The organism is Bradyrhizobium sp. CCGB01, assembly GCF_024199795.1.
Lineage (GTDB): Bacteria > Pseudomonadota > Alphaproteobacteria > Rhizobiales > Xanthobacteraceae > Bradyrhizobium.
In genome coordinates, this window is record NZ_JANADK010000001.1 from 6,615,476 (window position 1) to 6,630,200 (window position 14,725).

The following is a 14,725-nucleotide window of genomic DNA, read 5'->3' on the forward strand; positions in this document are numbered from 1 at the left end:
CCACCTCTTCTTCCGCGGCGACAGACAGTGGTGGGTTACGCAGATGCACTTCGTGCATCTGCAGGGCTAACCCACCCTACGACCTGCGCCAGGAGCTTCGCACTCACCGCCCCGTCCAGACCGGCTTGCGCTTCTCGCCGAACGCCTTCAGGCCTTCCTTCGCGTCCTCGGTCATTGCGAGCAGCGCGATCTGGCTTTCGGTGTAGGCGATGCTCTCGTCGAACGACATCGAGGCGATGGCGCGCATGGCATATTTTCCGCGGCGGATCGCGGTCGGGGATTTGTCGACGATGCGGCCGATCAGCCAGTCGACCTTGGCATCCAGCTCGGCTGTCGGAACAACGTAGTTCAGGAGGCCCGCCCCTTGCGCGGCCTTCGCGTCGAACGGCTCGCCGGTGAGTGCCCATTCGTTGACGAGGCGCGGGGGCGCGATGGACTGCAACAGGCTCAGCACCTGCATCGGGAATACACCGACCTTCACCTCCGGCAAGCCGAAGATGACGTGATCGGCGGCAATCGCCATGTCGGTCATGCAGAGCAGGCCCATGCCGCCGGCCATGCAGACGCCGCCCACGCGCGCAATCGCCGGCTTCGTCGCGTTCTGCGACAGGCGCAGCAGATCGGCATAGTCGACATTCGGCCTGGAATGATCCATCGCGAAAGCCGCGCCGGAATTCTGCAGATCAGCGCCGGCGCAGAACGCCTTGTCGCCCGCGCCCGTCAGCACGATGACGCGGACGTCCTTGTCGTCATGCGCGTCGCGATAACCCGTGGTGATGCCGGCGATCACTTCGCCGTTCAGCGCGTTGCGTTTCTCCGGCCGATTGATGGTGATCCAGAACGCCTGCCCGCGCTTCTCGGTGATGACGGCTGTGGTTTCGGTCATGGCACGCTCGCTTCTTTGGTCCCATTTTGCAGCCATTTGCGGCAGCTCGGGCGGCAGGCGCAAGGGCAATCTGCGGCGAGGCGCGGCTTTAGCGCCTCGACACAATTTTGCATGGTGATCGAAGCACGAGCGCGCCTCAGACCGCGACGGCCTTCCTGATCCAGACCTTGTTGTCGTGGAAGGCAGCCCCGCCGATCGGCGCGATCGTATCGGCTCCGGTCAGCATGTTGATGCCGCGGCCACCGATATGGTTCTTGTTGGGGTGCACGGATTCCGCAATCAGCACGCCGCGACGCACGCCCTCGAACAGCGTTGCCGCCAGCGTGGTCTCGCCGCGGCTGTTGCCGAGCGTCACGGCATCGCCGTCGGCGATGTCAAGCGCGGCGGCATCCAGCGGATGGATCATCACACTGGCTTGACCCTCGCGCGCCTGCGAGGACGGCGTCTCGTTGAAGGTGGTGTTGAGGAAGCTGCGCGAGGGACTGGTGGCGAGCCGGAACGGATGGGCCTGATCGGTACGCTCGATCACCGCCCAATGGTCCGGCAAAGACGGCATCTTGTCGAAATCGCCCATCGTCTGGCCGAACGGGGGATGCGCCCAATCGGCCTTGAAGTGGAATTTCTTGTCCGCATGGGCAAAGCCGTCGAGATAATGCGCGGTGCGGAAGTCCGGTTGCAGGTCGCGCCAGATGTCGGCTTCGAGGCCGGCGATGTCGCCATGGTCGCTCAGCTTCAGCGTCGCGTCGATCAATTCGCGCGGCGTCATCTCGAAGCCTCGATGTTTGGCGCCAAGCCGCGGCGCCAGCGCCTGCAACACCTCATGGTTGGAGCGGCATTCGCCGGGCGGATCGATCAGTTTCGGACCGACCGAGATGTGCTGATGGCCGCCGCCGTAATAGAGATCGTCATGCTCCATGAACATGGTCGCCGGCAGCACGATGTCGGCCATCTCAGCCGTTTCGGTCATGAACTGCTCGTGCACCGCCACGAACAGATCCTCGCGCGCAAAACCCTGACGTACCAGCGCCTGCTCAGGTGCCACCGTCATTGGATTGGTGTTCTGGATCAGCATCGCCTTGACCGGCCCCTTGCCAAGCAGAGCCTCGGCATCGCCGGTGAGGATGCGGCCGATCTGCGACTGGTCGAGTGCGCGCGTGGCCTTGTCGATCGCGTCGTGACCCTCGATGATGGATTCATTGAAGTGCCACAGCGCGTAATTGTTGAAGAAGGAGCCACCGCCTTCATACTGCCAGGCGCCGGTCACCGCGGGAATGCAGTTCGCGGCATGCATCTGCGTGGCGCCATTGCGCGAGCGGGTGAAGCCGTAGCCGAGCCGGAAGAAGGTCCTCTTGGTCTCGCCGACCAGCTTGGCGAAGGCCTCGATCTCGGACACCGGCACGCCTGAGATCGCGGACGCCCACTCCGGCGTGCGCGTCTTCAGATGCGCCTCGAGCTCGGCGGGGCAATCCGTGTATTTGTCCAAATAGGCGCGGTCGGCGTGACCATCGCGGAACAGGACATGCATCACACCGCACGCGAAGGCGCCGTCGGTGCCGGGCCGCAGGATGATCTTGATGTCAGCCTGCTTCATGGTCTCGTTGTCGTAGATGTCGACCGCCGCGATCTTGGCGCCGCGCTCCTTCCGCGCACGCGCGGCGTGCGTCATCACATTGACCTGCGTGTTGACGGGATTGGTGCCCCAGATCACCACGAGGTCGGAGAGCGCCATCTCGCGCGGATCGACGCCGGCGATCTTCCCGGTGCCGATCGCGAACCCGATGCGCCCGACATTGGCGCAGATGGTCTGATAGAAGCGCGAATACTTCTTCACATGCGTGAGACGATTGAGGCCGTCGCGCATCACCAGCCCCATCGTGCCGGCGTAGTAATAGGGCCAGATCGATTCCGCGCCGAACTCGCGCTCGGCCTCGTTGAAGCGATCGGCGATCTCGTCGAGCGCTTCGTCCCAGGAAATCCGCGCGAACTGGCCGGAGCCCTTCGGCCCAATGCGGCGCATCGGAAACATCACCCTCTCAGGATGATGGATGCGCTCGGCATAGCGGGCGACCTTGGCGCAGACGACGCCGGCCGTGTAGGTCTGTTTCTTCGAACCGCGAACGCGGCCAATGCTGCGGCCTTCGACCACCTCGATGTCGAGGGCGCAGGCCGACGGGCAATCGTGCGGACAGGTCGAATGGCGGATTTCGATCTTGGCGTGCTGGTTCATGGCCAAATTCGTAACACCAAATGACCGGTCAGCCGAGGGCATTTATCCGGCAATGCCCATGCGATTTGCTCAAATCGCCCGCGCCAATGGTTCCTGCCGCGACTGCGAAATGGGCGCCACCACACCGAAAACGGCGCGATATTCCCGGCACAATCGGCTTCGTGAGGCGTCGACAGTCAACATCCCCTGCCGCTACAGTGCCGGGCAACAAAAACGATATCAGGGAGGTGGGCATGATGGCCCGACGATTCATGCTGGCGCTGGCGGCCGGGCTCCTCGCCGCATTCTCCGCGGCCCCCTCCCTGGCGCAAGATTATCCCAACCACGCGGTCCGGATCGTCGTCCCCTTCGGCGCCGGCGGCCCGGCCGACGTCGCGGCCCGGCTGATCGGCAACGTGCTCCAGGAGAGCTTTGGCCAGCCCTTCGTGATCGAGAACCGCACCGGCGCGGGCGGGGTCATCGGCACGGTCGAGGCGGCGAAGTCGCCGGCCGACGGCTACACGCTGCTGATGATGTCCAACACCCAGACCGCGAACGAATCGCTGCTGACGCCGGACAAGCGCAAATACGAGCTGATGCGCGATCTCGCCCCGATTGCGCCGGTGAACTATTCCGATCTCGTCATCGTGGTGAACCCGCAGGTCCCAGTGAAGACGCTCCAGGAGTTCATCGCGCTCGCCAAATCGCAGCCGGGCAAGCTGAACTACGCCTCCTCCGGACAGGGCACGCCCTATCACATGGCCGGCGAGTTGTTCAAAGCCATGGCCGGCATCGACGTCGTCCACGTGCCCTACCGCAACAGCGGCGAGGCGCGCAGCGGCGTGATCGGCGGACAGGTGCAGATGATGATCGACGCGGTGCCGGCGATGGCGCCGAACATCGGCGAGAACCAGGTTCGTGCGCTCGCGACCACCGGCAAGCAGCGCTCTGCAGTGCTGCCGAACGTACCGACCGCTGGCGAGGCCGGTGTCGCGGGCTATGAGGCGACGATCTGGCTCGGCCTGATGGCGCCGGCCGGCACGCCGAAGCCGGTCATCGACAAGCTCAATGCCGCCGTAAACGCAATGGTGAAGCGGCCCGACATCGTCAAACTCTGGACTGAGCAGGGCGCCGTACCCATGTCCATGACGCCGGCGGAATTCGACAAATTCCTGCGCGGCGACATCGAGAAATGGGCCGACGTCGTCAAGAAGTTCGACAAATCCTGAGGCTGTAGAGCGATAATGCCTACCATTCAATTCCAGCTCAACGGCGCCGCCGTTGCGGTGGACACCGATCCTGACCAGACATTGCTTGATGTACTGCGCGGACGGCTCGGGGTCACCGGCCCGCATTTCGGCTGCGGCGCCGGTGAGTGCGGAGCCTGTCACGTCATGGTCGACGGCCGCGCGATGGCTTCCTGCGACATGCCGATGTGGTCGGTCGTGGACAAGGACGTCGTCACGGTGGAAGGCCTCGGTACAGTGGACGCACCGCATCCGCTGCAACGCGCCTTCATCTCGGAGCAGGCGATGCAATGCGGCTATTGCGTCTCGGGGATACTGATCAGTGCGGCGGCGCTGCTGAAGCGCAATCCATCGCCGACGGAGGCCGAGGTCCGAGCCGCGCTCGATCGTAATCTGTGTCGCTGCGGATCGCATAACCGCATGGTTCGCGCCGTGCTGCGCGCTGCCGCGGAGATGGTAACGTCATGAGTGCCTCGTCCCCTGCCCCGAAACTGCCGGTCAGCCTCGCGGCCAATCCAAGATTGTCGTCCTGGGTGAAGATCACCGGCGACGGCCGTGTGGCGATCTCGCCCGGCAAGGTCGAGATCGGTCAGGGCATTGTCACGGCGCTGGCGCAGATCGCTGCGGACGAGCTCGATGTGGGTGTTATCCGGATCGAGATGATCCGCGCTTCCACGGCAGCCAGCCCGAACGAGGGCGTCACCTCGGGCAGCCTCTCCATCCAGCAGTCCGGTCGCGCGCTGCGCCACGCCTGCGCCGAGGTGCGGCAGCGCTTCATTACTGCTGCATCGGAACGTCTCGGCGTCGATGCCTCGCTGCTCGATATCGATGACGGCACGATCTCGGGCCCCGGCAATGTCAGGACCAGCTATTGGGAGCTCGCAGACGACGTCTCGCTCGACTGCGATGCCTCAGCGGATGCGATAGCCAAGAGCGTCGACAGGCGCGGCCTCGCTGGACATTCGGTTCAGCGTGTCGATATTCCCGACAAGGTTTTCGCGCGGCCGCGCTTCATCCATGATCTTGCGCTGCCGGGACTGTTGCATGGACGCGTGCTGCGGCCGGACGTCTCGGGCGCCAAATTGAGCGCGCTCGATGAAACGGCGGCGCGCACCATCTCCGGCCTCGTGGCGATCGTCCGCGACGGCGGCTTTGCCGGCGTTGTCGCCGATAGCGAGGCCGCGGCGGAAGCCGCATTGAAGGCTTTGCGCAAGGGTGCGACATGGTCGGACGGCGAGCCGCTGCCCGATGAAGATAATCTGACAAGCTTCCTGAAGAGCCAGCCGGTCGAAACGACCGTCATCGACAGCAGGACGGCGGCAGCGACGCGCACGTTCGCGCACACCCTCCGCCGGCAATACACCCGTCCCTACATCGCACATGCCTCGATCGCGCCGTCCTGCGCCATGGCGCAATGGGACGGCGATCACGTCCATGTCTGGACGCACAGCCAGGGCGTCTACCTGCTGCGCGCCGATCTCGCGATCGTGCTCGCGCGGCCGGCCGAAAACATCGTCGTCGAGCATATGGAGGGAGCCGGCTGCTACGGACACAATGCGGCCGACGACGTCGCGCTCGATGCCGTGCTGCTGGCGAAAGCCGCCGGCGGCCGCCCGGTGCGGGTGCAATGGTCGCGCCACGACGAGATGTCTCACGCGCCGTTCGGCGCGGCCATGGCCATCGAGATCGAGGCCGACCTCGATGCGGACAACGAGATCATTGGCTGGCGCCATACGATCTGGAGCAACGGCCACGCGGCGCGGCCCGGGCGTGCGACCCAGCCCGCGCTGCTGGCGGCGACCGAGATCGCAAACCCCTACCCCCGCATGGTCTCGACGAATCCGCCAGCCGCCAATGGCGGGGGCGGCGACCGCAACTCGGTTCCGCTCTATGATCTCCCGGCCTGGACCATCATGAGCCACCGGCTGCTGACCATGCCGGTGCGCACCTCGGCGCTGCGGACACTCGGCGCGCAAGGCAACGTGTTCGCCATCGAATCACTGGTCGACGAGATCGCCGCTCTGCGCGGCGAGGACCCGGTCCAGTTCCGCCTGCGCCATCTCCGCGACGAGCGGGCCAGGGACGTTATCCGCGCGGCCGCGCGACGCGCGAAGTGGAAACCGCAGAAGCAAAGCGGCATCGGGCACGGCGTCGCCTTCGCCCGCTACAAGAACATGGGCGCCTATTGCGCAGCGATTGCCGAGATCGAAGGCACCGACGATATCCGCGTCCGGCGGCTGACGCTCGCGGTCGACGTCGGCGAGGCCATCAATCCGGACGGCGTCATCAACCAGATCGAGGGCGGCGCGATCCAGGCCACGAGCTGGGTGCTGAAGGAACGCGTCCGCTTCGACCGGACCCACATCACCTCGACGTCCTGGACAAACTATCCGATCCTGACCTTCAGCGAGGTGCCGGCGGTGGATGTCGAGATCATCCAGCGGCCAGAGATCGAACCCGTCGGCGCCGGCGAAGCTGCCCACGGCCCGGTGACAGCGGCGATCGCGAACGCGGTCCATGATTGCCTCGGCGTTCGCGTGCGCGACCTGCCGATCACGCGCGACAGAATCATCGCAGCCATGGAGCTTGCATCGTGACGACAGTGAACATTTTGAGTGGCGGCGCGGCGCAAGGACTGGTGCGCGGCATCACCGACGCCTTCAAGGCGCAGACCGGCTTCGGCATCGATGGCGAGTTCGGCGCGGTTGGCGTGATGGCGGACAAACTGCGTGCGAGCACGCCGGCTGACCTCGTGATCCTGACGCAGGCTCTCCTCGCAAAGCTCGCCGAGGAAGAGCTCATCACCCCCTCCTCGATCGCCGATGTCGGCCGGGTCGAGACTGCACTGGCGGTCCGCAGCCGCGATCCCAAGGTGACCGTGAGAACTGAAGCCGATTTGCGCGAGGTGCTGCGTTCCGCAGACGCCATCTACGTTCCGGACACCAAGGCGTCGACCGCCGGACAGCACGTCGCAAAGGTGCTGGATCAGCTCGGCATCGCCTATGAGGTGGCTTCGCGCCTCAAGATATTTCCGAACGGCGCGACCGCGATGCGGGAGCTTGCATCGTCCACCGCGACGCGTCCGATCGGCTGCACGCAAGCGACCGAGATCATCGCGACCGATGGCATCGCGTTGTCGGGATCGCTGCCGCCGGGCTGCGAGCTTGTGACGATGTACACGGCCGGTGTGGCGGCGCGGGCCGCACATCCGAAGGAAGCGGCTGCGCTGATCGCGCTGCTGACTGGCGCAGACCGGAAGGAGCTGCGCCAGCGCGTCGGCTTTGCCGGCTAGATGGGGATCACCACCCTATTTGTGCAATTGGGTGAGACCGGTCGGCGGGCCATCGACGGCGGTCCAGCCGCCATCGACGAACAGCGTGCTGCCGCTGACATAGCTCGCGGCGTCCGAGGCGAGATAGGCCACGCCGGTGGCGACCTCGTCGGCGCTGCTCCAGCGGTTGAATACGGTGTGACCGGCGTAGAGATTGTAGATGTCGGGCCGCTGCTTGAACGGGCCGGTCAACGCGGTCTCGGCAATGCTCGGGGCGATCGCGTTGACGCGCACGCCGGCGTGGCCAACCTCGGAAGCGAAACCCTTCACCAGCAGGCCGATGGCGGCCTTGGTCGAACCGTAGACGCCAAGGCCCGGCTCGATGGTCACCGCGCGCACCGATGAGCAGGCGATGATGCTGCCGCCTTTCTGCTCGACCATGATGCGGCCGAAAGCCTGGAAGAACCACACGGTGCCCTTGACGTTGAGGTTCAGGACGCGGTCGAGATCCTCCTCGGTGTAGTCGAGGATCGTCTTGCGGATGTTGAGCCCGGGCGTCGTCACGGCGATGTCGAGCCGCGGGAATTTCTCCATCACGGTCCTGGCGAGCGCATTGACGTCCGCGGCGCTCGCGGCGTCGCAGCTAGCCGCTTCCGCCCAGCCGCCCTTGTCGCGAATGCCGGCTGCCGTCGCCTCAGCGGCGTCAAGCGCGCGATCGGCGCAGACGACGCGCGCGCCAAGGCCCGCCAGCGCCTCCGCGGACGATTTGCCGATGCCCGAGGCGGCGCCGAGCACGACGGCGGTCTTGCCGGTGAGATCGAAGAGCTTGCGATAGTCAGTCACGGACAGATTCTCCTGTTGCTGCTAACCCTTGTAGCCCATCAGCAGACGGGGCAGCCACAGCGAGAATGCGGGGACGTAGGTCACGAACATCAGGGCTGCGATCAGGGCAGCGTAGAACGGCAGGATGGTGCGCATCACCGCGCCCACCGAGATGCCGCCGATGGCGCAGCCCACGAACTGCGTCGTTCCGACCGGCGGGGTGTTCAGCCCCAGCGCGCAGTTGATCAGCATCAGCATGCCGAACTGCACCGGATCCATGCCCGCCTTCATCGCGATTGGCAGGAAGATGGGAGTGCAGATCAGGATGGTCGCTGCCATATCCATGAACGTGCCGAGCACGAACAGGATGACGTTGATGAGCAGGAAGATGACCCAGGGCTGCGACGAGACCTTGCTCATCATGTCGCCGGCGAGGTCGGCCACCTCATAGAGCCCCATCAGATACTGGAACATGGTGGAGACGCCGATCAGCAACAACACTACGCCCGTCGTCTTCACCGCCTTGGCCGCGGCCCGCAGGAAGTTCGGCAAGGTCATGGTGCGGTAGATGAAGAACGTCAGCAGGATCGTGTAGGTGACCGCGACGGCTGCGGATTCGGTTGCCGTGAAGACGCCCGACAGGATGCCCGCGAGGATGATGCCGACGATCAGGAGGCCGGGCAGCGCGGCCGCGAAGGAGCGGAAAACCTCGGCCCAGCCCGGGAACTTGCCGGCCGGATAGCCCCGCTTCACCGCGACCGCGTAAGCGGCGACCAGCATGCACGCCATCAGCACGAGCGCGGGCATGATGCCCGCGGCGATCAGCGCGCCGATCGAGACCTTGCCGCCGGCGGCCAGGGCATAGATGATCATGTTGTGGCTGGTCGGCATCAACGCTCCAACCAGCGAGGCGTGGGTGGTGACGTTGACGGCGTAGTCGGTGTCGAAGCCTTCCTTCTTCATCATCGGGATCATCACCGCGCCCATCGCCGACACGTCGGCCACGGGCGAGCCCGATACGCCGCCGAACAGCGTGCAGGCGACCACGTTCGACATGCCGAGCCCGCCGCGGATGTGCCCGACCAGATTCTTGGCGAGCTGCACGATCTTGTCGGCGACACCGCCATGCAGCATCAGCTCGCCGCTGAAGACGAAGAACGGAATGGCGAGGAAGGAGAAGATGTTCATCCCCGACATCATCTGCTGGAAGATGACGGCGACCGGCAGGCCTTCATAGAGGATGGTGCAGATCGCCGAGAGGCCGATCGCGAAGGCGACCGGGACGCCGAGGATCAGGAAGCCGAAGAACGTGGCGCCGAGGATGATCAGTTCCATGAGGGGACGACCTCTTCGCCGCGGAGGAGAGCAATGATGTGCTCGATTGAAAAGGAGACGATCAGGACGCCAGAGGCGATCAGCGGCACGTAGCGGATGACCTCGGGCAGTCCGAGATTGGGAATCTTCACGGTTCCGACCGACGCCCCGAGGATCCAGCCGTTGTAGGCCATCGCAACGCCGAACACGGCCACCAGAACGTGGATCACCAGCTCGATCTTCTCTCGCATGTGATCCGGAAGCATCACCAGCAAACTGTCCATGCCGATGTGTCCGGCGTCGCGAACGCCGACGGCGGCGCCGATCAGCGTGACATACAGGATCAGAACCAGCGCAAGGTTCTCCGTCCAGGTCGGACTGGAATTGAGCACGTAACGTCCGAACACCTGGTAGAACACGATGGTGACGATGACGAGCAGGCCGGTCACTGACAGATACATGCCCAAGCGAGCGACGATGGCGTTGATCCGCGACAGCAAGCCGGTCGACGGGCGTCCGGCGACCTCCTGCTCGTGGCTTGCGACATGTGGGTCTGTCATTCCAGCGTCTCCCTCGCGAGGGCCCGGCACCGCCGATTGGCGACACCGGACCCCGAGCTGTAACCTTACTTCGTGTCCTGGATACGCTTGACGAGCCCCTTCAGCTTCTCGTCACCGGCGAACTTGTCGTACACCGGCTTCATCGCGTCGACGAATTCGGCCTTGTTGGCGATCGTAACGACCTGCACGCCGGCGGCTTCGACGGTCTTGCGCGACGCCTGCTCGCGCTCATCCCAGAGCTTGCGCATGACGGGCACCGATTCCTTGGCCGCCTTGCGGACCATCGCCTGATCTTCCTTGCTCAACGTGTCCCAGACCTTCTTGGACATCACCAGAACTTCAGGCGCCAGGGAGTGCTCCGTGACGTTGTAGAACTTGGCGGCCTCGAAATGGCGCGAGGACTCGTAGGAAGGCCAGTTGTTCTCGGCAGCGTCCACCAGACCGGTCTTGAGAGCGGTGTAGACCTCGCCATACGGCATCGGCGTCGGGTTGGCCCCGAGGCTCTGAATCATGCCGACCCATAGGTCGGATTGCTGGACGCGGATCTTGAGGCCCTTGAGGTCCGCGAGCGACTTGACCGGGGCCTTGACGGTGTAAATGGAGCGGGCGCCGCTGTCGTAATAGGCAAGGCCGACCAGGCCCGCGGGCTCCATGGCCGCCAGGATCTCATCGCCGATCGGCCCATCGAGCACGTTGCGCATATGCTGCGTGTCGCGGAAGACGAAGGGCAGGCAGAGCGCGATGGTTTCCGGCACGAAGTTGTTCAACGGCGATGCGTTGATCCGCATCATGTCGAGCGCGCCGATCTTCAGCTGCTCGATGGTGTCCTTCTCGGAGCCCAGGGCACCGTTGGGAAACACCTTCACGCCGAGCTTGCCGCCGCTCGCCGCAGCGAGCTGTTTGCCCATGAACTTGACGGCCTCGACGGTCGGATAGTCGGCAGGGTGGATGTCGGCGGAGCGGAAATCGCGTGCGGTCGCGAAAGGCGCTGAGACCGCCAGCGTAGCGGCAGCGATGATACCGATCAGTGTCTTCATCTGGGCTTTCCTCCTGAGTTGATTATGTCGTCGTTGGGCAAATGCTGCCGGCCGCCTTGGGTCGCTCCACTTCAAGTGTGAAGTCAAGCGTCACAACCGCACCACCTTGGTAGGATTGCGCGGCGAAGTCGAGCGGATTTGGCTGGCTGATGACGGAGCGCAGATCGATGCGGTGCCAGGCCGGCAAGGGCCGGCTCCGGGTAATCCCGCCTCGCCATCGGCCAATGCCGGATGCGAGGTTGCGCTCGTCGTATCCATGGACGTTCCTCTGGTGTTGTGCTCGACCGCTATTGATTGCGGCTTGGAGGCTCGGGCGAGACGGTCGCCCCGTTCCTGTGCGATGCGCGCTGCATCGGCGCGATGTCGCCAATGTCGTCCCTAGGGCGGGCGGCATTCTGAGTCCAAGCCAAATCCGGCATCGATCGATGCTGGAGTTGCATTGATCGATCAAGCCGCGCTTCGGGGCGGCAATTGGCAGTAATTGCCGTTTTTCCGAATTAATCCGCACCGAGGCGTTACTTGACGCCGTTAATGCAGCCCCCTCAAGATACGCCGTGACAGTGCGACCATCGCGAGGAAATGCCCATGCCGCGGAAGCTGATCGATATTTCCGTGCCGCTCCGAAACGATGTAACGGCCGATCCGCCGGGCAACCACCCGACGATCCAGTATATCGATCACCAGCAGGGCCTGCCGCGCATGCTGCAGTTCTTCGACGGCCTCAAGGCGGAGGATTTGCCGGATGGCCAGGGCTGGGCCGTCGAGCAGGTCTCGCTGTCCACCCACAACGGCACGCATCTCGACGCGCCCTGGCATTTCCACCCGACCATGAATCGCGGCGAGCGGTCATGGACCATCGACGAGGTGCCGTTGGAATGGTGCCTTCAGCCCGGCGTGAAGCTCGACTTCCGGCATCTGCCTGACGGCTACGTGGCGACCGCCGACGATGTCGAAAAGGAGCTGAAACGGATCGGGCACACGCTGGCGCCGCTGGAGATCGTCGTCGTCAACACCAGCGCCGGCGCAAAATTCGGCCAGGCCGATTACGTCAACTCAGGCTGCGGCATGGGCTATGAGGCCACCATGTACCTGCTCGAGCGCGGCATCCGGCTGACCGGCACCGACGGCTGGAGCTGGGACGCGCCGTTCGTCTTCACCGCGAAGAAATATGCCGAAACAAAAGATGCCGGCCTGATCTGGGAAGGCCACAAGGCGGGGCGGCACATCGGCTATTGCCATCTCGAGAAGCTGCACAATCTCGACAAGCTGCCTTCGACCGGATTCACGGTCTCGTGCTTCCCGGTGAAGATCGAGCGAGCGTCCGCAGGCTGGACCCGAGCGGTCGCCATCCTCGACAATCAGGGCTGAGGCCTCACTCGCCGTCGAGGCCGCTCTCGGCGAGGTCGCGCAACGCATCGGTATCCAGCACAACGATGGCGCCGTGCTCGAGGCGAACCCAGTTGCGGCCGGCCCAGGCGCGCAATTGCTTGTTGATGCTCTCGCGCGTCATGCCCACCATCTCGCTGATCTCCTGCTGCGTGATGGCGAGCGTACCGCTGCCGGAGTCGAGCTTGCGCTCTTCGGTGAGACCGAGCAGCGCGCTCGCAAGCCGGCCCGGAAGATTTTGCAGAATCACCTGCTCGACCTGCTGGCTGGTCCAGCGCAGGCGCGCGCACAGCAGCTCGATGAACTTCATCGCCAGCGCCGGCTGACTCTTCACGAATGGCAGGAAGTCGCGGCGGTCGATGATGTAGAGCTCGCAATTGGTGTTGGCGGTCGCGTCGGCCGAGCGCGGCGCACCGTCGAGAACCGCGATCTCGCCAAAGATTTCTCCGGGACCGATCAGATTGAGAATAGCGTTCCGGCCATCCGGCGACGAAGAGGAAATCTTTACTGTTCCCGTGATCACCGCGAACAAATTGTTGCCGGGATCGCCCTTGGCGGCGATCGTCGCACCGCGCTTCACCGTGGTGTGCTTGGCGTAACGGCAGAGCTGATCGAGCGCGTCCGGCTCGAGATCCGCAAAGATCGGGTGCTTGCGCAGGACCGATAGTTTGTTGCCCGCAGCTTGTCGGGGGTCGCCGGTCTTGTCCTGAGGCACGCCGCTGGGCTCCTAAGACTGCGAGGCACTGGAGTTCCTGCGTAGTCAACGTTAGCAGGCTTTTCAACCGGAAAGCATGCGCACGGTTTGAGCCAAATACGGCGAAAATGCCGCGGTGAGGCGCGAGGCGGCATCCGAAGGATGAGCCAATGCATCCCGGTCGATGCAGAGTTGCAGCCCCCCGCACGCGGCATTGCGTCGAGACGCTGCCAAACAGCCACGAGCTGGCCAAGGAAGCATCAGCGGCAGGCGGGGCAACACGCGATTATGATCTCAGGAGCGCCTGGCGTCCGAATCGAGCCGGCTTCCGCTGGTTTGCCGGTCTGCCCAGGCCAGCGCCCCGGCGAATACGACAAAGATGGCCACGACGATGATAGTCACCAGCAGCGCGTCAGTCGGCATGAGGCCCTCCCCGAGATTGGTTAGGACATTATTGGTCGCGCGCGGCCACCGTCATTGATCGGGATCAAAAATTGGAGCGCGCCGGGTCGTGATCAGACTTCAGGCCGCGGCCAGGGCCTCGACCTTCGCCGGATCAAGCAGGCTGACGCCGCCGTGAATGATCTCGATCACCCCATGGCGCTCCAGCTTGGTGAAGGTGCGGCTGACGGTTTCGATGGTCAGGCCGAGGTAGTCGGCGATGTCCTGGCGGCTCATCGGCAGCGGGACGGTGTCGGACGATCCCTTCAGCGAGACCAGACGCTCGCGCCAACCGAGCAGGAAGGTGGCAACCTTCTCCTCCGCCGAGCGCCGGCCGAGCAGGACCATATGGTCGCGCGCCTGGCTCAACTCGCGAATCGCCAGCTCGTTGATCCGCCTGAGCAGGTGTGGCCGATCCTCGATAAAACGGCCAAACGGCACTTTTGCGAACTGGCACACGGTGACGCCGCCGATCGCATCGGCCGAAAAATTGTGCCGACCGGAAATATTCATCCCCAGGAAATCGCCGGGTAGCCCGAATCCCACGATCTGCCGCCGGCCGTCGGGCAGCAGCTTGTAGAGCCGCATGACGCCGTCGAGGAGGTTGTAGAACGAGGTCGCAATGTCCTCCTCGGAGAAGACGGTCTCGCCCCCGGCAAAATGGACACGACGTCCCAGATGCTCGAACTCCCTGAGCTCGGCCGGGCCCAGCGACGAACACACTGCGAAGTCGCGGACCGCACAATCGCTACAGAAATGCCCGTTCGGCTCGATCGTCACCACGGAAGCCTTCATTGACCGCTCCAAGCGCCGGCTGCCCCGCATCAGGCCGGGTCCACCGCGCGGGCTGCATTTTACTGC

Annotated in this window: 15 protein-coding genes; 5 read left to right on the forward strand and 10 right to left on the reverse strand. The window is 64.4% G+C overall.

Translation table 11 applies throughout. The features are described from left to right. Positions 1 to 103 precede the first annotated feature (103 nt). Together NLM25_RS30920 and NLM25_RS30925 are read right to left on the reverse strand one after the other, a co-directional pair. Positions 104 to 886: an enoyl-CoA hydratase/isomerase family protein gene (locus NLM25_RS30920; RefSeq protein WP_254139516.1), complete on the reverse strand. Its 783-nt coding sequence runs from the start codon at positions 884 to 886 to the stop codon at positions 104 to 106. 136 nt (positions 887 to 1,022) lie between these two features. Next, positions 1,023 to 3,113, reverse strand: a complete 2,091-nt coding sequence (locus tag NLM25_RS30925) for a molybdopterin-dependent oxidoreductase (RefSeq protein WP_254139517.1) — start codon at positions 3,111 to 3,113, stop codon at positions 1,023 to 1,025. Positions 3,114 to 3,346: 233 nt separating this feature from the next. Here NLM25_RS30925 and NLM25_RS30930 point away from each other — a divergent pair, with 233 nt between their 5' ends. Genes NLM25_RS30930 through NLM25_RS30945 form a run of 4 tightly spaced genes read left to right on the forward strand, consistent with a single transcriptional unit; the run spans position 3,347 to position 7,631 of the window. Beyond that, positions 3,347 to 4,321 (forward strand): tripartite tricarboxylate transporter substrate binding protein, encoded by a 975-nt coding sequence (locus NLM25_RS30930; protein WP_254139518.1) that lies wholly within the window; start codon positions 3,347 to 3,349, stop codon positions 4,319 to 4,321. A gap of 15 nt (positions 4,322 to 4,336) precedes the next feature. Then, on the forward strand, positions 4,337 to 4,807 hold the full coding sequence (locus tag NLM25_RS30935; RefSeq protein ID WP_254139519.1) for a (2Fe-2S)-binding protein: 471 nt from the start codon (positions 4,337 to 4,339) through the stop codon (positions 4,805 to 4,807). Beyond that, entirely contained in the window at positions 4,804 to 6,936 is a 2,133-nt protein-coding gene (locus NLM25_RS30940) for a molybdopterin cofactor-binding domain-containing protein (protein WP_254139520.1), read from the forward strand. The genes NLM25_RS30935 and NLM25_RS30940 overlap by 4 nt, the downstream gene beginning before the upstream one ends. Further along, positions 6,933 to 7,631 carry a substrate-binding domain-containing protein gene (locus tag NLM25_RS30945; protein WP_254139521.1) on the forward strand — a complete coding sequence of 233 codons (699 nt, stop codon included), beginning with the start codon at positions 6,933 to 6,935 and terminating at the stop codon, positions 7,629 to 7,631. Before NLM25_RS30940 ends, NLM25_RS30945 begins: the two co-directional genes overlap by 4 nt. A 15-nt stretch (positions 7,632 to 7,646) precedes the next feature. Here the strand turns inward: NLM25_RS30945 and NLM25_RS30950 are convergent, their stop codons facing one another. From NLM25_RS30950 to NLM25_RS30970, 5 genes are all read right to left on the reverse strand, one after another. Then, positions 7,647 to 8,453: an SDR family oxidoreductase gene (locus tag NLM25_RS30950; protein WP_254139522.1), complete on the reverse strand. Its 807-nt coding sequence runs from the start codon at positions 8,451 to 8,453 to the stop codon at positions 7,647 to 7,649. 21 nt (positions 8,454 to 8,474) lie between these two features. Then, on the reverse strand, positions 8,475 to 9,767 hold the full coding sequence (locus NLM25_RS30955) for a TRAP transporter large permease (protein WP_254121479.1): 1,293 nt from the start codon (positions 9,765 to 9,767) through the stop codon (positions 8,475 to 8,477). Then, on the reverse strand, positions 9,758 to 10,306 hold the full coding sequence (locus tag NLM25_RS30960) for a TRAP transporter small permease (RefSeq protein WP_254139523.1): 549 nt from the start codon (positions 10,304 to 10,306) through the stop codon (positions 9,758 to 9,760). The genes NLM25_RS30955 and NLM25_RS30960 overlap by 10 nt, the downstream gene beginning before the upstream one ends. A 65-nt stretch (positions 10,307 to 10,371) precedes the next feature. Then, the gene (locus NLM25_RS30965) at positions 10,372 to 11,343 is read right to left on the reverse strand and encodes a TRAP transporter substrate-binding protein (protein ID WP_254121481.1); all 972 of its coding nucleotides are present in this window, start codon (positions 11,341 to 11,343) and stop codon (positions 10,372 to 10,374) included. A 22-nt stretch (positions 11,344 to 11,365) separates the two neighbouring features. Continuing rightward, positions 11,366 to 11,530 carry a hypothetical protein gene (locus NLM25_RS30970; protein ID WP_254139524.1) on the reverse strand — a complete coding sequence of 55 codons (165 nt, stop codon included), beginning with the start codon at positions 11,528 to 11,530 and terminating at the stop codon, positions 11,366 to 11,368. Positions 11,531 to 11,928: 398 nt separating this feature from the next. Here NLM25_RS30970 and NLM25_RS30975 point away from each other — a divergent pair, with 398 nt between their 5' ends. Next, the gene (locus NLM25_RS30975; protein ID WP_254139525.1) at positions 11,929 to 12,711 is read left to right on the forward strand and encodes a cyclase family protein; all 783 of its coding nucleotides are present in this window, start codon (positions 11,929 to 11,931) and stop codon (positions 12,709 to 12,711) included. A gap of 4 nt (positions 12,712 to 12,715) precedes the next feature. Here the strand turns inward: NLM25_RS30975 and NLM25_RS30980 are convergent, their stop codons facing one another. The 3 genes from NLM25_RS30980 to NLM25_RS30985 all read right to left on the reverse strand — a co-directional run bounded on the left by NLM25_RS30980 (position 12,716) and on the right by NLM25_RS30985 (position 14,659). Further along, a complete protein-coding gene (locus NLM25_RS30980) occupies positions 12,716 to 13,444 on the reverse strand; it encodes a Crp/Fnr family transcriptional regulator (protein WP_028156606.1) in 729 nt (242 codons plus the stop codon). A 273-nt stretch (positions 13,445 to 13,717) separates the two neighbouring features. Beyond that, positions 13,718 to 13,846, reverse strand: coding sequence for a hypothetical protein (locus tag NLM25_RS43950; RefSeq protein WP_256570760.1), 129 nt, complete (start codon positions 13,844 to 13,846; stop codon positions 13,718 to 13,720). A gap of 99 nt (positions 13,847 to 13,945) precedes the next feature. Beyond that, on the reverse strand, positions 13,946 to 14,659 hold the full coding sequence (locus NLM25_RS30985; RefSeq protein ID WP_254139526.1) for a helix-turn-helix domain-containing protein: 714 nt from the start codon (positions 14,657 to 14,659) through the stop codon (positions 13,946 to 13,948). Positions 14,660 to 14,725 lie beyond the last annotated feature (66 nt).